Origin of the sequence: Paenibacillus plantiphilus (assembly GCF_927798095.1) — a bacterium.
Classification (GTDB): domain Bacteria; phylum Bacillota; class Bacilli; order Paenibacillales; family Paenibacillaceae; genus Paenibacillus_Z; species Paenibacillus_Z plantiphilus.
Map to the genome: position 1 here is coordinate 96,824 of NZ_CAKMMF010000013.1, position 18,383 is coordinate 115,206.

General features: G+C 49.8%; 15 protein-coding genes and 1 other annotated feature (1 of these 16 cut by a window edge). Of the genes, 11 read left to right on the forward strand and 4 right to left on the reverse strand.

Annotated elements, in window-relative coordinates; all coding sequences use genetic code 11:
- Nucleotides 1–3: 3 nt before the first annotated feature.
- The 5 genes from aroA (at nt 4) to ptsP (ending at nt 6,377) form a co-directional block, all read left to right on the forward strand.
- Nucleotides 4–1,296 (forward strand): 3-phosphoshikimate 1-carboxyvinyltransferase, encoded by a 1,293-nt coding sequence (gene aroA, locus L6H65_RS13085; RefSeq protein ID WP_236342985.1) that lies wholly within the window; start codon nt 4–6, stop codon nt 1,294–1,296.
- A 36-nt stretch (nt 1,297–1,332) separates the two neighbouring features.
- A complete protein-coding gene (locus tag L6H65_RS13090) occupies nt 1,333–1,767 on the forward strand; it encodes a CoA-binding protein (protein WP_236342986.1) in 435 nt (144 codons plus the stop codon).
- A gap of 101 nt (nt 1,768–1,868) precedes the next feature.
- A complete protein-coding gene (locus L6H65_RS13095; protein ID WP_236342987.1) occupies nt 1,869–2,618 on the forward strand; it encodes a hypothetical protein in 750 nt (249 codons plus the stop codon).
- A 136-nt stretch (nt 2,619–2,754) separates the two neighbouring features.
- Nucleotides 2,755–4,635 carry a glucose PTS transporter subunit IIA gene (locus L6H65_RS13100; RefSeq protein WP_236342988.1) on the forward strand — a complete coding sequence of 627 codons (1,881 nt, stop codon included), beginning with the start codon at nt 2,755–2,757 and terminating at the stop codon, nt 4,633–4,635.
- Complete coding sequence (gene ptsP, locus L6H65_RS13105; protein WP_236342989.1) at nt 4,632–6,377, forward strand: phosphoenolpyruvate--protein phosphotransferase; 1,746 nt, start codon at nt 4,632–4,634, stop codon at nt 6,375–6,377. Before L6H65_RS13100 ends, ptsP begins: the two co-directional genes overlap by 4 nt.
- Here ptsP and L6H65_RS13110 read toward each other — a convergent pair.
- Nucleotides 6,338–6,862 carry a type 1 glutamine amidotransferase domain-containing protein gene (locus L6H65_RS13110; RefSeq protein ID WP_236342990.1) on the reverse strand — a complete coding sequence of 175 codons (525 nt, stop codon included), beginning with the start codon at nt 6,860–6,862 and terminating at the stop codon, nt 6,338–6,340. The genes ptsP and L6H65_RS13110 overlap by 40 nt on opposite strands.
- Before the next feature lie 55 nt (nt 6,863–6,917).
- On the opposite strand from L6H65_RS13110, the gene L6H65_RS13115 reads away from it, so the two are divergent.
- From L6H65_RS13115 to L6H65_RS13135, 5 genes are all read left to right on the forward strand, one after another.
- A complete protein-coding gene (locus L6H65_RS13115) occupies nt 6,918–7,367 on the forward strand; it encodes a VanZ family protein (protein WP_236342991.1) in 450 nt (149 codons plus the stop codon).
- A 694-nt stretch (nt 7,368–8,061) separates the two neighbouring features.
- On the forward strand, nt 8,062–8,475 hold the full coding sequence (locus L6H65_RS13120) for a YgiT-type zinc finger protein (protein ID WP_236342992.1): 414 nt from the start codon (nt 8,062–8,064) through the stop codon (nt 8,473–8,475).
- Between the two features lie 40 nt (nt 8,476–8,515).
- Nucleotides 8,516–8,869, forward strand: coding sequence for a bacillithiol system redox-active protein YtxJ (gene ytxJ, locus L6H65_RS13125; RefSeq protein WP_236343049.1), 354 nt, complete (start codon nt 8,516–8,518; stop codon nt 8,867–8,869).
- Between the two features lie 336 nt (nt 8,870–9,205).
- Nucleotides 9,206–10,210, forward strand: coding sequence for a catabolite control protein A (gene ccpA, locus L6H65_RS13130; RefSeq protein WP_236342993.1), 1,005 nt, complete (start codon nt 9,206–9,208; stop codon nt 10,208–10,210).
- Nucleotides 10,210–10,914 (forward strand): 5'-methylthioadenosine/adenosylhomocysteine nucleosidase, encoded by a 705-nt coding sequence (locus L6H65_RS13135; RefSeq protein WP_236342994.1) that lies wholly within the window; start codon nt 10,210–10,212, stop codon nt 10,912–10,914. The genes ccpA and L6H65_RS13135 overlap by 1 nt, the downstream gene beginning before the upstream one ends.
- An 84-nt stretch (nt 10,915–10,998) precedes the next feature.
- Here L6H65_RS13135 and L6H65_RS13140 read toward each other — a convergent pair whose 3' ends face one another.
- Complete coding sequence (locus L6H65_RS13140; RefSeq protein ID WP_236342995.1) at nt 10,999–12,177, reverse strand: acetoin utilization protein AcuC; 1,179 nt, start codon at nt 12,175–12,177, stop codon at nt 10,999–11,001.
- Nucleotides 12,178–12,205: 28 nt separating this feature from the next.
- Nucleotides 12,206–12,838 carry a GNAT family N-acetyltransferase gene (locus L6H65_RS13145; protein ID WP_290370418.1) on the reverse strand — a complete coding sequence of 211 codons (633 nt, stop codon included), beginning with the start codon at nt 12,836–12,838 and terminating at the stop codon, nt 12,206–12,208.
- A gap of 158 nt (nt 12,839–12,996) precedes the next feature.
- Here L6H65_RS13145 and acsA point away from each other — a divergent pair, with 158 nt between their 5' ends.
- The gene (gene acsA, locus L6H65_RS13150; protein ID WP_236342996.1) at nt 12,997–14,721 is read left to right on the forward strand and encodes an acetate--CoA ligase; all 1,725 of its coding nucleotides are present in this window, start codon (nt 12,997–12,999) and stop codon (nt 14,719–14,721) included.
- Nucleotides 14,722–14,987: 266 nt separating this feature from the next.
- Here acsA and L6H65_RS13155 read toward each other — a convergent pair whose 3' ends face one another.
- Nucleotides 14,988–18,110, reverse strand: coding sequence for a transglycosylase domain-containing protein (locus L6H65_RS13155; protein ID WP_236342997.1), 3,123 nt, complete (start codon nt 18,108–18,110; stop codon nt 14,988–14,990).
- Between the two features lie 188 nt (nt 18,111–18,298).
- Nucleotides 18,299–18,383, forward strand: a binding site (T-box leader) (it continues 184 nt past the right edge of the window).

Here is an 18,383-nt window from a genome sequence, read left to right on the forward strand (position 1 = left end):
TTCATGGACGTTATCGTTACCCCTACTCCCCGACTGCAAGGGGAAATTCAAGCACTCTCTTCCAAAAATTACACGACTCGCTACCTGCTGGTTGCAGCTTTGGCGGAAGGAACAAGCACGATTTATTATCCTGCCCACAGCGAGGACAGCGATGCGATGCGCCGTTGTATTCGCGATCTTGGCGCAACGATAGAAGAGGATGACGAGAAAATCGTCATTACCGGTTTTGGCCGCAATCCTAGCGATGTCAAGGAGCTTGATGTAGGCAATGCAGGCGCGGTTCTGCGCTTCCTTATGGCGATCGCAGCGCTTAGCCCGGAGGTAACGTTCATTAATCGATATCCGGATTCCTTGGGCAAACGTCCGCATGATGATCTGATCGATGCGCTTGGCCAGCTAGGAGTGGAGGTCCAGCACCGCGAAGGCAAGCTGCCGATCACAATTCGTGGCGGCAAGCCGCGCGGAGGGAAAATAACAGTGTCCGGCAGCGTCAGCTCGCAATTCCTCAGCGCGCTTCTGTTCCTGACACCATTGCTGGAAGAGGATAGTGAAATTGAAGTTCTGCATGATTTGAAATCCAAGGTTGTAGTCGGTCAGACACTGGAGGTATTGGAGCAAGCAGGCATCGTTATTGAGGCAAGCGAGGATCTGATGCATTATCGTGTAGCTGGACGGCAGCGCTACGAAGCGAAGAAATATATTGTGCAAGGCGACTACCCGGGCTCTGCCGCTATTCTTGCCGCTGCAGCCGTTACGAATTCCGATATTATTGTGCACCGTCTTGAGGAGAAGAGCAAGCAGGGCGAGCGCGCAATTATTGATGTTCTGCGCGCGATGGAGGTTCCGCTTACGCATGAGAACGGAATTGTCCGTGTTCAAGGCAATGGCAAGCTCAAGGCGCTAGAGTTTGATGGAGACAAAGCAACCGACGCTGTTCTGGCGATGGTTGCGGCGGCTGTATTCGCGGAGGGCACTTCACGCTTCTATGACGTGGAGAACTTGCGCTTCAAGGAATGCGACCGGATTACGGATTACTTGAATGAGCTGCGCAAGGCGGGGGCGAACGTGGAAGAGCGCCGCGATGAAATTATCGTTCATGGCCGGCCGGAAGGCGTGGAAGGTGGAGTCGAAATTAACGCACACTATGATCATCGGGTCATCATGGCGCTGACTGTTGTCGGGCTTCGCGCGAAGGAGCCGATTCGGATTCGCGATGCGCATCATGTTGCCAAATCGTACCCGATATTCTTCGATCATCTGAGAGCACTGGGCGCTAACATCGAGTGGGTGGAATAACAATTTCGTTATTATTGAAAGGAAGTGCAGGTTGATATGGCATACGAGAGCCCAACAAGAGAAGAGATCAAACGCATACTTGAGGACAGTCATACAATAGCGGTTGTTGGTCTATCCGACAAGCCGGATCGCACCTCTTACATGGTAGCAGAAGCAATGCAGGCAAAGGGCTATCGTATTATTCCAGTTAACCCCAATGCGGACAGCATTCTTGGTGAGAAAAGCTATGCTTCTCTAAAGGATATTCCGGAGAAGGTGGATATTGTTAATGTATTCCGTCGCAGCGAGCATACGCCGCCGATTGCCGAGGAAGCGGTATCGATTGGCGCAGCGTCTATTTGGCTGCAGCTTGGCATTGCCAATGATGAGACGGCAGCTATTGCGAAGCAAGGCGGCTTGAAGGTCGTTATGGACCGCTGTATTAAGGTGGAAGATGCGATTCTGCTGCCTCAAGGAAAATCCAAATCCTAACGGTTATAAAAAACGGCCGTTCTCCTCACACTAAGAGAGGCTTCGAAGGACCGCTGCAGGTCGCAAGAGGCCAACTCTTACCATTTCAAGGAGGACAACCCGTGAACCCGATGTCGAATCAGCAAGGCCAATTTTCAAACCAGCAACTGTTCAATAACCAGCAGCAATCTAACTTTCAGAACAGGTATCAGCCTGCTGGTTATGTGCAATCGCATTATCAAGGCTTGCCCAAGAATGCTTTTGCTAACAGCAGCCCAGTAATTGCGCATACCGGCTACTCGGCGGCGCCTCAGCAAAGCTACGGCATTTCTTCCTCCAATGCGTTCGCACAGAACCAGAACAATGCTTATGGCGCTTCGAACAGTAACGTTGGTCCTGTGATTTCGCATGTCGGATATCAAGCTGGACAAGACTTCTATCCGACAGGAACGACGACATCGATGGGCTCGAATTTCTCCAATCAGCAATCTGCTCAAACGGGACAGCAGCCTGTTATATCCCATGTGGGGTATACAGCGGGGCAGAACTTCCAGGCAAGCGGATCGCAGTATGGACAGCAGCACCAACAACAGCTGCAACAGAATCAGAACTTTAATCAGAACTATAGCTTCAATCAGAATCAACCAGCAGGCCAGTCCTTTGGCGGCAGCTATGGCGGCAGCAGCAATTTTGCTGGCAATGCGCATGCTGCAACGTCATACAATCCTGTCTATCAAGCAACGAATGCAGCTGCCAACAGCGGCCCAGTTATCTCGAAGCTTGGCTACAGCGCAGGCACGCAGCAGGGCGGAGCTTATCAATCCGCACAGGGCGGTTATGGCGTGAATTCCGGGTTTCTGCAACGCTTCTAGAGCGATGTTTTGAGCTCGGCATGAAGGATGAGCGGCGGGCCACATTGGTCCGCCTCTTTCTTTTGACAAAGCGAAAGCAAACCCTTACTCTTGAAATAGACAGGTTTAGGAGCGGAGTAAGAGAGGAGGAATGCGAATGAACATTATGGGTCACCTGCAGCAATTGGGACGGTCTTTGATGCTGCCGATGATTGTATTGCCTGGCGCGGCTATATTTTTAAGCTTAAGCGGCTTGCCGTGGGCGGAGATGGGAATGCCGGGTATTCCGGGACATCTTCAGACGGCTGGTGAAGCGCTATTCGCGTTTCTACCTTATATTTTTGCGTTTGGTGTCGCAATGGGGATGACTAGCAATGCCGGTGCAGCAGGACTCGCAGCTTTGGCCGGCATGTTCATATATACGGGCATCATTAATTCCAGTCATTACGAGCTTGAGCCGACCGTCTTCACAGGTGTTGTGATCGGACTCGTGACAAGTTTGTTCCATGAACAATTCAAGACGATCAAGTTTCCGGAATACATACAGTTTTTCGGTGGCCCCCGATTCGTACCGCTAGTTGTGAGCGCATTCTCTGTCATCTGGGGTATTGTAATGGTCAAGCAAGCACCGAATTTGCATAACGCACTGATTGAACTGGGTGATGTCGTTTCATCCGGCGGAGGATTTGGTGTTTTCTTATTTGGTTTCGTTCTGCGGATACTCGTCGTATTCGGCTTGCATCATCTTGTCAGCCATGTGTTCTGGTTTCAGGTAGGCGGCTATGAGACGGATGGAGCAATGGTTTTTGGAGATTTGCCCCGCTTCTTCGCAGGCGATCCTACCGCAGGCGCATTTATGGCTGGCTTGTATCCGACCATGATGTTCGCGCTGCCGGCAATCGCATTCGCCATCATACATGAGGCAAGGGAAGACCTGAAGCCCAAGATTCGCAAAACTTTTCTTACAGCGGCGCTGGCATCATTCCTGACGGGTGTGACGGAGCCGGTTGAATTTGCTTTTCTTTTCGTAGCGCCATATTTGTTCGTTGTACACGCTTTGCTGTCCGGATTTATGATGTGGCTGACCTATGAGCTGGGCATCCGGCACGGCTTCTCCTTCTCAGCGGGGGCGATAGACTTCTCCATTAATGAGCATCTGGCAACCAAGGGCTGGCTGCTCATTCCAATCGGAATTGTCTTTGGACTACTCTATTATGTTCTCTTTCGATGGGCGATACGAAGGTTTCGCATTCCGACACCGGGCCGAGAGGAAGGCTCGCATCTGGATGAATGGGCAGGTGATATTCCTTATCGGGCGCCGCTTATTCTACAGGCTATTGGCGGCAAAGAGAACATCCATAAGATGGAAGCCTGCATTACCCGTCTTAGACTGAAGGTTGTCAGCGATAAGCGAATTGACATCAAAGCGCTCAAGCATTTGGGAGCGGCTGGCGTAATCCGATTGGGCGGCGGCAATGTGCAGATTGTATTCGGAACCTACTCGGAGCTGATCAGGGAAGAGATGCACAAGGTGATTCAGCGAGACATCTCGCGGGTATCCTTCTGCTCGCCAATGCAGGGCAGGATGATAGCGCTTAGCGAAGTGCCCGATCCGATTTTTGCCGGCAAGCTTGTGGGCGAAGGGGTAGCTTTTATTCCGGATAAGGGCGAGCTGGTTTCACCTGTTAACGGTATAGTCATTCATATATATCCTTCTATGCACGCACTCGGCATACGAACACCGGAGGGACTTGAGGTCCTGCTGCATATCGGAATCGACACTTCCCAGATGAAAGGGAAAGGATTCACTGCATTCGTCAAAGAGGGCGATGCGGTCATTCCTGGCCAGCTTCTTATTAAATTCGATATACCGCTTATTCGTCAAAGCAGCAAGTCACTGGCTACGCCAATGGTCATTACGAATGCAGACCTGGTCCAGTCGTGGAGCTATGCGCCTTTCAAAAGCGTTAAGCGGGGTCAAACCTCGGTAATGTCAGTCGTTCTGAAAGAGAGAAGCGTTGGAGGGGATTCGGAGTGATTCAAGGAATAGGGGCATCATTCGGTATTGCTATTGGAAAAGCGTTCGTACTGCCGAATTGGGAGTGGGATCTGCCTGAGCAAAAAATCGATGTGGCCGATTTGGCCCGCGAGTTTGATCGCTTGTATGAAGGTATTCGAACTTCCAAGGTAGAGATTGAGCAAATGAAGGATGAGCTTCGAGAGGTAGTCGGCACAGAAGAAAGCTACATCTTTGACGCTCATCTGGCGATCCTGGAAGATCCAGTCTTTATGAACGAAATTCAAGGTATCATTCAGCGTCAATATAAAGCTGCTGAGGTGGCAGTCAAGGAAGCGATCGACCATTTTGTAACGATGTTTGATCTTCTCGATGATGAATATATGAAGGAGCGGGCACTGGATATCAAGGATGTTGGCAATCGGCTGCTCAAGCATTTGCTTGGGGCGCCGGAGATTACACTGCCTGCTGATACGCAGCCCTTCATACTGGTTGCGAAGGAGCTGTCTCCTTCACAGCTGGCGCATCTGAATCCGAAGCATGTGCTAGGCATTGCGACGCTGGCTGGAAGCACGACATCACATTCCTCCATTATGGCCAGAGCGCTCGGTATTCCGCTTGTTGTGGGCCTGGAGTCCAAGCTTGAGGATGCGATTCAGACAGGGGACTATCTCATACTGGATGGTGCATCAGGCATCGTGCATTTGGAGCCGGATACAGAGCTCACGAAGCATTATTCTGAGCTGCACGCTCTGCAAAAGGAAGCCACACAGCGGCTCAAAGGCATTATTGATATTAAGCCGATGACCAAGGACGGCAAGGAGATGGAGCTGGCCGCTAATATAAGCTCGCTTAAGGAGCTGGATGTTGCTCTGAGCAGCGGTACGAACGGTGTGGGACTGTTCAGAACGGAATTTCTGTACATGGACCGCCACCGGCTGCCGCAGGAAGAAGAGCAGTTTGAGGTCTATCGGAGCGTAGCAGATAAGCTGGAGGGCAGACCGCTTATTATTCGGACATTGGATATCGGTGGAGACAAGCAGCTTGATTATTTCGAGCTGCCAGAGGAAGAGAATCCCTTTCTTGGTTACCGTGCCATACGCATTTGTCTGGACAAAACAGATTTGTTTAAAACGCAGCTGAGAGCTATACTGCGTGCGAGCTGCCATGGAAAAGTGAAAATTATGTATCCGCTCATTTCTTCTATTGATGAGGTTCGCGCCGCAAATGCGCTGTTGAACGAAGCGAAGCAAGAACTGACTGAAGCGGGTCATCGCTTTCAGGAGGATATTGAGGTCGGTGTGATGATTGAGCTGCCCGCAGCGGTTATGATTGCAGATTTATTGGCAGAGGAAGTCGATTTCTTCAGCATCGGCACGAATGATCTCGTTCAGTTCACACTAGCTGTAGATCGCATGAACGATCAAATCTCGCATATGTATGAGCCCTTCCATCCAGCGGTGCTGAGAATGCTTAAGCAGACAGTTGAGGCGGCAAAGAGAGCGGGCATACATATCGGGGTGTGCGGCGAAATGGCAGGAGACCTGCGGGCGCTGCCGATTTGGCTTGCCCTTGATGTTGATGAGCTAAGTATGTCCTCCAATGCGATATTGCCTATAAAAGAACGGCTGCTTCGCCTGAAGCAGGAAGACAGCCGTTCCACATTTGATGAGCTGCTCGCATGCAGAACGAGCAAAGAGATTCATGAGGTACTGGCCAGAGGCTACGATTCTCGCAGCGCATCCACGAATGCTTTGGCATAAGGCGGAAGATCCGGCGGACGGCGCGAGGAGATCAGATTGCCATCGACAACGACTGGCTCGTCAATCCAGGTAGCGCCTGCATTCTCCATGTCATCCCGAATGCCTGGCGTGGAGGTTACTTTGCGGCCTGTCAATATTTTCGCTGATATAAGTACCCAGCCTGCGTGGCAGATTTGGCCGATTGGCTTGCGTGCTGTGTCCAGCTCCTGTACAACTTTCAGTACTTTGGGATAGCGGCGCAGCTTGTCCGGGGCCCAACCGCCAGGAACGAGCAGGCCGTCAATTTCCGTGCTGTTTATTTCATCGAAGGACATATCTGCCTTCGCGGGTACGCCGTATTTTCCGATATGGGTACGACCCTTCTCGGGCCCTGCGAACAGGACGACAGCGCCTTCTTCACGCACGCGGTATACGGGATACCAAAGCTCCAAATCTTCAAATTCATCATCCAATAGACAGATTACTACTTTGCCTTGCAAGGTCATGGTCAGAAGCCTCCTTATAATGGCCTATCTCATTAATTGTAACGAAGGAGAATGAATGAAGCAAATATACGATCGTAAACGAAGGGGTTCTGTTGACGAGATTCATAGAAGCAAATGGCGGTTTGTTCCGGCAATTGCGGTCATGGCGGTAATATTTATGTTCTCCTCGCGTACGGGGGATGATCTCGATTCGGTGCTGCCGTGGTTTCAGGAGCTGTTTCCTGCAATGACGAGCTTTGATTGGGGGCACTTTGCTGCTTATTTTATACTAGCGCTTGCTGTTGATTACGGCTTCGGTGCTAGAGGAGATAGCTGGAAGAGCAAGCTGCTCATTGTTGTTATCTGTGGTTTATACGGGGTTTCCGATGAGTATCATCAATCGTTTGTCGGTGGTCGTTCCCCTGATATTTACGATATTCGCAACGATTGCATCGGTGCTGCAATCGCTGTTCTGATCATCGCGATACCGGTAATCCGCAAGCGCTGGAGAAGAATAGCGCCATAAGCCCGAGGATGTAAAAATTGCATAATTGTATGAAGAAGGACTTTATCTGGAATGGGTCGAATACCTTATCGTCAAGCGAACCACTGCTAGTTTCGTTCTGCTATTTAATGAAGATGATTTTTTACGAGCTAGTTTTGCTGCGCAAAACTAAGAGAACGCTTAGGAAGTTTTGCTGCGCAAAACTAAGAGGACTCTTACGAAGCTAGTACCCTGACCACTTCTGAATAAAGGTTTGGCACCGACAAGCAGGCCCGTGTTGACCCATTGTATATGAATAATCACATACATTTGGCCTTCAAGAAGCTAAATTCGCGATTGTATACGATAAATCACATACAATCCGCCTTCAAGAAGCAAAATTTGCGATTGTATACGATAAATCACATACAATTCGCAATATAGCAACGTGGAACCCGTTCTGTTCGGAAAATCACATAGAATGAATACGGGCGAGCTTGTTCATGATCGCTCATGATTGAAGGTCTAACTCTGCACTTCTCGCTTGTTTACTTAAACCATTAATTTGATGCGGTCAAGGCACTAGCTTTACTGAGCAAAACTAAGAAAATCCTTACGAAGCTAGTTTTGCTGCGCAAAACTAAGAGAATTCTTACGAAGCCAGTTTTGCTGCGCAAAACTAAGAGAATTCTTACGAAGCCAGTTTTGCTGCGCAAAACTTTAAGGAGTGACCATTTTGCAGAAACGTTGTTCTTGCGGTGATGTGATGCCGATAAAACTTCGTACAGTCATTTATTCACACAAAGTAGAGATTGACAATGTTCCTATTTATTCTTGTTCCGCTTGCAACAGAAGCGAGGTGTTTCCAGATGTTAAGCCTGATTTGACAGGTTTGATCGGCAAGCTGGGAGCAAAACCAGTGAAACAAACCTATTTCTTCAACGAGTGGAATGAATGGGCCAACTTGCTTGTAGAAGCTTATCGTGAACGCAACCGATGTGATCCTGTCGTCGTAAGGCGGTTGACGGAGGACCGTATCAATATGTTGCTTGATCTTCATATCGTTGCCGAGTCTTTGCAGGATGAGGAATGGATTGCAGATATACATAAGCGATTAAGTCAATTGAGCCGGACATTGCTTCTAAATTAGCGAAACAAGAGATAAGGGAAGGGAGCGGTTATTGTTGGAGATGCCATCTTTAACGACTGTGGACCAATGGATGACTGCCCTTGAGGCCACTGCAAACCGCCCGCTGCTTATTTTCAAGCATAGTACTCGTTGTCCCGTAAGCGCAGGCGCCTATGATGAATTAACGGGCTGGCTTGAGGATGCGTCCCGACTTCGGATAGATTACGCATTTGTATATGTTGTTGAGGACCGCTCAGTATCCGATGCGATTGCCGGAACGCTGGGACTGAAGCATGAGTCGCCGCAAGCGATCCTGATTGTTAACGGCAAGGTGATGTGGGATGCTTCGCACTGGAGCATCACTTATTCTACTCTGGATGAGCACCTCGGGAATTATTGTGAAAAGTTACAATAGGTCGGATGAAATGCAGCGTTTATCCCATGCATCAGAGTGATGCTACAATGGGCTGATGAACCGTATAAAGCAGGATGATTGTGAAGGCGAGAAGCGTATATCTTGCCTTCTTTTTGTATTTGAAGAGCGCTTCAGCGCCTGCATTGCTCATCGTGCTCCTTCGTTCTTGAACGACAATCGCTGCATTTCCATACGCAATGAAAATTTGAATGAAAGCACGAAACAACTAGGCTTTTGCCGTCTTTTGCTTTACGTTGTCAACTCCTTTATGCTATCATTACGGTACATGTAATACGGGTGCGAGATATAAAAATTTGAGCTAATGGAGAGAAGGCCGTGACGGTAACCATTTATGATGTAGCAAGGGAAGCTGGCGTATCGATGGCCACAGTATCCCGGGTCGTGAACAACAATCCGAATGTTAAACCACAGACACGCAAGAAAGTGTTCGAAGCAATCGAACGGCTTGGTTATCGTCCTAATGCTGTAGCACGCGGACTGGCAAGCAAGAAGACGACTACAGTCGGAGTTGTGATTCCCGACATCTCCAATGCTATTTTTGCCGAGGTTGCCCGCGGAATTGAAGACATTGCCAATATGTACCACTACAACATTATTCTTTGTAACGCGGATAAGAAGAAGGACAAGGAGATTCGTGTTATTAACACGCTTCTGGAGAAGCAGGTGGACGGCTTGCTGTTCATGGGCGGAGCAGTTACGGACGAGCATCTGCAGGCATTTCGGACTTCCAATGTTCCCATCGTTCTGTGTGCGACCACGGATGAGAATGGAACGATACCTTCGGTTGACATCGACCATGAGGCTGCCGCATTCGATGCTGTGCAAACGTTGATTAAGCAAGGACATACATCTATCGCAATGATCGGCGGAACGCTGCAGGACCCGGCTAACGGCTATTCCCGTTTCCAGGGCTACAAGCGAGCGCTCGAAACTTCCGGATTGACTTACGATGAGAATCTCGTGCGTATCGGCAATTACCGTTATGAGTCCGGTGCAGAAGCGATGAAGCATTTCCTTGATCTTCCTGTACGCCCCACTGCTGTATTCTCAGCGACGGACGAGATGGCCATTGGCGCGATTCATTGCATTCAAGATAATGGTCTCAGAGTTCCCGATGACTTCTCAGTCATAAGTGTGGATAACAGCCGAATGGCTTCGATGGTTCGTCCACAGCTGAGCGCGGTCGCTCAGCCGATGTACGATATTGGCGCGGTCTCGATGCGTCTGCTTACCAAGCTGATGAAGAAAGAGACGGTTGAGCAAGCGAAGGTCGTGCTGCCGCACGAAGTCGTTATGCGTCAATCAGTTGGCAGCAAGTAATGACAAAAATATATTCAAGAGTCGGTATTATAGGCGCAATGGCGGAGGAAATCGAGCTGCTTCATGAGTATGTCGAGAAGAGCAACGTCTTCGTCAAGGCGGGGATCACTTATGTGGAAGGTACGCTGCACGGTCGTGAAGTCGTATTCTGCAGGTCGGGTGTCGGGAAAGTGAATGCGGCCGTGTGCACGCAGGTTCTGATTGATGCTGGAGTAGATTGCGTCTTGTTCACCGGTGTTGCCGGTGCGCTTGATCCAAAGCTTAATATCGGGGACATCGTAATCTCGACCTCATGTCTTCAGCATGATATGGATTGTTCACCGCTTGGATACGCGAGAGGACAGATTCCTTTTCAGGAAACATCCGAATTTCTTGCAGACCCTAAGCTAGTGGAGCTGGCATTCAAAGCATGCAACTTGCTGTTCCCTGACCGCCATATGAAGGGGAAGATTCTATCCGGGGATCAGTTCGTAGCTTCTCGCGATGTCGTGCGTCAGCTTCACGAAGAGTTGAATGGCACTTGTACGGAGATGGAAGGTGCGGCTCTTGCACAAGTATGCGCAATGAATGATATTCCATATGTTGTCATTCGCTCTATGTCTGATAAGGCTGACGGCTCAGCACATGTTAATTTTGCCGAGTTCACTGCGGTGGCTTCTGTTAACTCACATCGCATAATCGATGAAATGATCCAGCATATGTAAATGAAAGTCCAGCTACAATAAGGCTGCCGCGCATCCGTCCATGTGACGAAGGATATGCGGCAGCCTATTGATGTTTGCTTAACGTTATAATTCTTGTATCGAGAGCGCCGTTGTTTGCCGATTGCGTTCTTCGATTATAGCTCGCCTTGGCATGGGCAGCCAGACTGATGGATCGTCCAGCCAATTCGCAGGAAGCGGCTCCGAACTATGAGATCTCCAGCGTTCCAGCCATGCTGCGGGAAGCGGCTCATTCGCCCCGCTATGTCCGAGCTTGGCGGCAAGGGGATGATCCGTCATCTCCAGCCATACAAGCGCCCAAGCGCGTGGCACGACACGCCAGATGTCATAGCCGCCGCCACCGACCGCTACCCAGCGTCCATCGGTATAGGTATGGGCGAGACGATGTATGATGGCGGGCATGGCTTGGTAGATTCGCATGCTGCACTGGATGTTCGATAAGGGATCATAGGCATGAGCATCACAGCCATGCTGACTCACGATGACATCGGGCTTGAAGGCGGCAGCTACTTTCTCGATAGAGGTCGTGAAGCTCTCCAGCCAGGAATCATCCTCGGTATATGGCTCAAGCGGGACATTGAAGCTCGCGCCGAAGCCAAGCTCATTCCCTCGCTCATGAACGAATCCAGTTCCCGGAAACAGATACTTGCCCGTTTCATGGATGGAATATGTGCAAACATCGGGGTCGTTATAGAATGCCCATTGAACACCATCGCCATGATGGACATCTGTATCGATATACAGGACGCGCGCACCATACTGCTTCCGAATGTGAGCGATGGCAATGGCCGCATCGTTGTAAATACAGAAGCCTGAGGCATGATCCGGGAAAGCATGATGAAGACCGCCGGCCATATGATAAGCATGCCGGGCTTGTCCAGACATCACCATATCGGCTGCGAGCGATGAGCCGCCGACTATAGCAGAAGCCGCTTCATGCATGCCGGCAAAATAGGGGGTATCCTCCGTAGATAGCCCATAGCGCTGGGCTTGTCTGATCCATAGGGGGTCAGGCGTTTCTTCGCTTAACTGGCGCACAGCTTCGATGTAATCATGTCTATGGATAAGCGCTAGCATATGCTCATTTGCCAGGCTGGGTGCTATAGGCTGCGTCTCATGCAATGCCCCTAGAGCCTCCAGCAAATCAATCGCTAACGATAACCGTTTGGGATTGAAGGGATGCTCATCACTGAACTTGTAACGGGCAGAGCCCGGATGAAGTATAAATACGGCATTAGCCGACATCGCTCGTCATCGTCCTTCCTCGTCTGAATCAATACATAAATCGTTGTCTGAAGCGTACTCTGTCGAATTGTTCTACAGAAGAGAGCGGAACCTCTTTGCCAATACGAACCATCAGACAATTGGCGGGATGCGCGCATATTTCTTCATCGTCGGTTGCGAACCAGACCATCCCGACCGTCTTCATTAAATTTTCCATCATGGTGCGATATTCCCACACATTAAGCCCGGTCCCTTCCAAATCCCAATGCCAATAATATTCCGTCGTATAAACAATTGCGTTCTCCAATTGCTCAGCTGCAAAAGCGGTCTGAATCATTCGTTTGCTTAGCCCGAGCGACCGATATTCATCGGCAACCTCAACGGCCCCAAGCTCGATGAGATCCTCCATACCGCCTTCTGACCAGCGCTCAAGCTCATCGGGATAATGAAAGGTTACATAGCCAACGATTATCTCTCCATCCCTGGCAGCAATGATGCGTCCTTCTTCCAGCTCTGAGATTTCGATTAGCGCCTTATGTTGTTCTGCCGGACGGCGGAAAGCGTCCAAATCATGGTGAAGCGTTAATCGCGATACGACCTCCGCAGGAATCGGCCCTTCGATGATGAGTTCCCGATCCTTGTAGGGCAGACGCTCCGCATGCATCCTTTTGCGATGTTCCACGGCCCTTGTCTCCTTTCGGGGTGCTTAACCTACTTATAACAAAATATGAGCGAGAAGGGAAGTCAATGGTTGAATGGCAGCGTCCGATGATGTAATATGAAAGCGTATTCTGATATGTTATAGAAATAGCTTTACAATGGGTAGGAGGATGATGATTAATGGCTGATCTGCATCAAGAACGGATCTCGGTTTCGACATCCGGCTCCAATATGACCAATTATGAGGAAACCGCGAGCAACTTTAATTTTGAACAATTGGAACAGCGTTTCTCTTGGCATGAAACCGGTAAAGTCAACATGGGCTACGAGGCAATTGACCGTCATGTGGAACAGGGACGGGGCGGTAAAATTGCACTCTACTATAGTGATAAGAATCGCGATGAATCCTACACCTTTCAGCAAATGTCGGAGCAGTCGAATCGATTTGCCAATGTGCTTCGCAAGCTCGGGATAGCCAAGGGCGAGCGGGTATTTATTTTCATGCCGCGAACGCCAGAGCTTTACTTCAGCCTGCTTGGCACGTTAAAGGTAGGTGCTGTCGTTGGCCCGCTCTTCGAAGCGTTCATGGAAACTGCGGTAAGGGATCGGCTGCAGGATAGCGAAGCAGTAGCGATCGTTACAACGCCTTCGCTGCTCTCGCGCATACCTAAGGATGAATTGCCGCTGCTCAAGCATATTATCGTGTTCGGCGACGAGGTAGAAACGAATGAGCAGATCGTAGATTACAAGGCCGAGATGGCCGCTGCCTCCGCAGAAGCGAATATCGAATGGTTAGGCCGTGAAGACGGATTAATTATCCATTATACTTCAGGATCGACGGGCAAGCCTAAAGGGATCTATCATGTTCAGAATGCGATGATCCAGCATTACTATACCGGAGCTGTCGTTCTTGATCTTCAGCCGGATGATGTTTATTGGTGTACCGCTGATCCTGGCTGGGTGACCGGCACATCGTATGGCATCTTCGCTCCGTGGCTGAATGGCGCGACGAACGTCATTCGCGGGGGACGGTTCAGTCCGCAGGACTGGTATGCGACAATTGAGAAATATCGCGTTACGGTGTGGTACAGTGCACCAACGGCATTCCGCATGCTTATGGGTGCGAGCGATGAGATTGTGAATGGCTTTGATCTTACAAGCCTGAGACATGTTCTGAGCGTAGGCGAGCCGCTTAATCCGGAAGTGGTCAGATGGGGGCTCAAAGCCTATAAGCAGCGTATTCATGATACGTGGTGGATGACGGAGACGGGCGCTCAACTCATTTGCAACTATCCTTGCATGGAGATTAAGCCCGGTTCAATGGGACGTCCGCTGCCAGGCATACAAGCAGCTATTATTGATGATAACGGGAATATACTGCCGCCTTACCGAATGGGCAATCTGGCGATTAAGACACCTTGGCCATCGATGATGCGCAAAGTATGGAATAACCCCTCCAAGTTTGATGAATATTTGCGTATTCCAGGCTGGTACATTTCCGGCGATTCTGCCTACACGGATGAGGATGGATATTTCTGGTTCCAAGGAAGAATCGATGATGTGATCAATACAGCAGGCGAGCGGGTAGGGCCGTTCGAGGTCGAGAGCAAGCTTGTTGAGCACCCGGCTATCGCTGAGGCCGGCGTAATCGGCAAGCCGGACCCTGTGCGCGGTGAAATTATTAAAGCCTTTATAGCACTGAGAGAGGGCTTCACACCTTCCGAAGAGCTCAAGGCGGATATTGCCAAATTCGTCAAAGAAGGTTTGTCCGCACATGCGGCGCCTAGAGAAATTGAATTCAGAGACAAGCTTCCCAAGACGCGCAGCGGTAAGATCATGCGCCGCGTCCTGAAGGCATGGGAATTGAATTTGCCGACAGGCGATCTCTCAACAATAGAGGATTAATATCACGAGATTGGCAGGAGCCGTCTATTCGTTCACAGCACTCAGGCTGCGAACGAATGGACGGCTCTTGCGATTACGGGAATAACAAAAGGGAATTGGGCTGCCCAAAAGCATATATGGAAATCCCATCTCCCGCTTAGTACATAATAGGAGGTTGCAAAAGAACCTTCAGCTCCACTTATGTAGTGGTGTTGAAGGTTCTTCTGTGCGTTTTATGGGGTTGCTCACTAGGGCTTAACCTTTTGGGGACAGTCAGCCCCTTGTTATTAATTAACCTGAACGGTTACCGAGGAGGGGGATTCCCCAGCCTCATTGATAGCAGTTACACGGAATGATCCTGATGTCTGCGGTGATTCATATTCTGATTTGGAGGACGTTCCAATGAGGGCAAACTCGCTATTCTCATTGGAACGATAGTAGATATTGTAGGCAGTCACCTGTTCAGATGCTGCATTAGCGGCCCATGACAGCTTGATTCCGGATCCGCTAGGTTCAGTCTTGAGGTCCCATGGAGCGGAAGCGATCGTGATGGCAACCTCATTCGGGTCAGGTATTACTTCTGAACCGTTGCTGCCCTGTTGGTTTGGTCTTGTTACATTTGACTCAGGCGGCGGTGTGCCGCCGGTACCCGATGAGCCTGCAGCACCGTTGCTGCCAACAGTTACAACCGCACTCGGAGCAGATTCATGACCGCCAACGTCTACAGCCTTGATATAATAGCTGTATTCGCCAGGCGCGCCGAGATGGACTGTAAACTTCGTGTCCTCGCCTGCTAGAACAGGAGAACCGATGACAGCGTATTTAGATTGATTAATCGATCTGTATAAGCGATAGCCAACAACATCCTTCTGCTTCGATGGGGAGAAGGTTATGCGATACGATTTATTAGCTGAGATCGTCTCGATCCGAACGTTTGAAGGAGCGGATGGATCGGCCCCATCATCGGTACGCGGATCAGTCTTGGACGGTGCGTCTTTGCCTGCATCGGCAGGCAGATAGGCGCTCATGGAACGTCTGCTGGAGCCGGGCAGCTTGGATTGGGCTTTGGCGATCTCCTCCATTAATTCATCCAGCGGCTTCTCGCGCTTAATAACGACTTGTTCCTTCAGCATATCTGACGGGGTCGTATCATGCGGCAAATAGTTGATCCCGTTATATGTGATATAAGCGACTTTGACGAGCGAATCATCCCTTTTCTTCGGCAGGAACTTCTTGTTGAACCAGTCTGTAACACTCATGCCCATCTGTCTTGTCAGGCTGCTTGGCAGATTGCCGCTGACACTGGAGACAGTCGCTTTGACAATGCCTGACGGCATTTCGAACTTCTTGGTTGGGAACAATTCTGGCCGTTCCGCAGATACTTCATTCATTATCATTGTCCAGATCGATCGCGCTCTCGTCCGTCCATCCTTGGAGAGGGTGTGAGCCTGCTTCTCGTATCCGGACCATACACCAAGGGTAATATCAGGCGAATAGCCCATAAACCAGACATCCCCGTAGCTTTGAGTGGAGCCCGTCTTGCCCACAATCGGAATTTCGCCGTATTTCTTGAATTGCGAAGTGATTGCATGAGCAGTACCGCTTCCATCAGATATAACCGTACGAAGCATATCTGTCATTAGAAAAGCAGTTTGCTCCGAGAAGACGCGAAGCGGCTTACTCTTATGCTCGTATACAATATTGCCTTCGCCATCCGTTATTTTGCTGATCATATAAGCATCATGGAGGATGCCATTATTAGCTATGGAGCCATAAGCATTCGTCAGCTCTTCGACGGTAACCCCGAGGCTTAGGCCGCCGATTACACCAGTCTGAGCCCCGTCATCCTCAGGCTGCAAAGTTGTAATCCCGAGCTTCCGGGTGAACTTCCATGCCTCTGGAATGGTCACCTTCTGGTTGAACACTTTAAGAGCGGGAAGATTCAGCGAGCGGTTCAACGCTTCTCTTGCTGTAACGAGACCGTAGAACTTCTTATTGGAGTTCATCGGAATATGGAAACCCTTCTGACCATCCTTGAACACCATCGGCGCATCGTCAATGATGCTGCCTGGTTGAATAAGTCCGCTCTCTATAGCGGGCAAATAGGCGGCAATTGTCTTCATTGTAGAGCCTGGCTGGCGTGTCATCTGTGTTGCGTGATTCATCTGTTCTTCATAGAAATCACGCCCCTCCATCATACTGAGGATAGCGCCGGTCTTATGATCTAACATGATGGCGGCAATCTGTTCGATACCTTTTTCTTCACTTGTCGGAGTAAAGTTGTTCTCATCGGATGCGATCTTCTTCATCATGTTGTAAATGCGCTTATCAATCGTTGTATAAATATGATAGCCGCCGCGCAGCAGGTGCTCACGCGCTTCCTCAACGAGAGGCGCATTTTCCTTTTTCCTCACATCAGCGAGCTTCAGTGACGGATCCTTCTGCATCAATAAAATCTCTGCAGCCTGACGTTCCGCCTCCAGCATCAGATAAGGAAAAGTGGAATAGGCCTTCTCCGATGGCTTGGCAAGGGAGCTGCTGATGTCGAACGCTGCAGCTTCATCATATTGCCCTTTGCTGATGCGTCCGGTTTCAAGCATACGTGTAAGAACAAGCTTCTGCCGGTCTATGGCCAGCTTGAATCCTTTTTCATTAAATTTCCCTTTGCTTGTAAACGCCGTATAAGCGGAGGGACGCTGCGGCAAGCCGGCCAGATAGGCAGCTTGTGCAATATTAAGCTTGTTCAGATCGGTAATATTGAAGATTCCTTTTGCCGCTGCTTTAATCCCGAACAGATTGTAGCCGTTAGCACCGGTTCCGAAAGGAACCTTGTTTAAATAAGCGGTCAATATTTCCTTCTTCGTCAGAAACCGCTCTAGCCGGAGGGAAAGAAAAATTTCTCTCACTTTCCTGCTGTCGGTCTTGTCCAAGCTGAGGAACACCCGCCGGGCAAGCTGCTGTGTCAGCGTGCTTCCTCCTGTTTGCGTATCCTCGTTGAACAGCTTCTGTTTGGCTGCGCGCCCCAGGCCGTTCATATCTACGCCAAGGTGGTTCTCGAAATTATTGTCTTCAATTGCTAGGACGGCATTGATGACATGCAGGGGCAAGTCGTCATACTTGATCAGTCGCCGATCCTCTTCTGTGCGAAGCTGACCTACAGGTGTATATCCATCGTTGAAATATACAAAGCCAGTGATGGCGTTTTCATTGATCTTCGACACAATTTCCGCTCTTGTGCGGATTGGCTCGTCGGTAACGTTCGAGGCGACGTAGCCCGTCACGATGCCGCCTATTAATAGGCCGAACATGATAGCGAAGATAATTATCCATTTTACAGTTATGTACGATACGAGTCCGAATGTCCGCCATCGGCTATATCCATTCTTGTTCAGATCGTGGTCTTGATCCATAAAGTCATACTCTCCTCCTCTGATTAACAGAAATATTATAGCATAAATCGACATTGAATAGGAGGAGTCGGCTGTATTTTTGTCCAAACTTTAGGCGAAATGGCGGGATGTGCTGTGTCCCTGGACATGGCTGTGGATTGACTTCTCATGACGGGCTATGGTATAACGAAGCAAGATAAATGCATAGTAAAACAGTGTTGACAGGCATGCAGTAGATCTGCGGATGAACGTTTACAGAGAGCCGGTGGGTGGTGCGAACCGGTACGAGCCGAA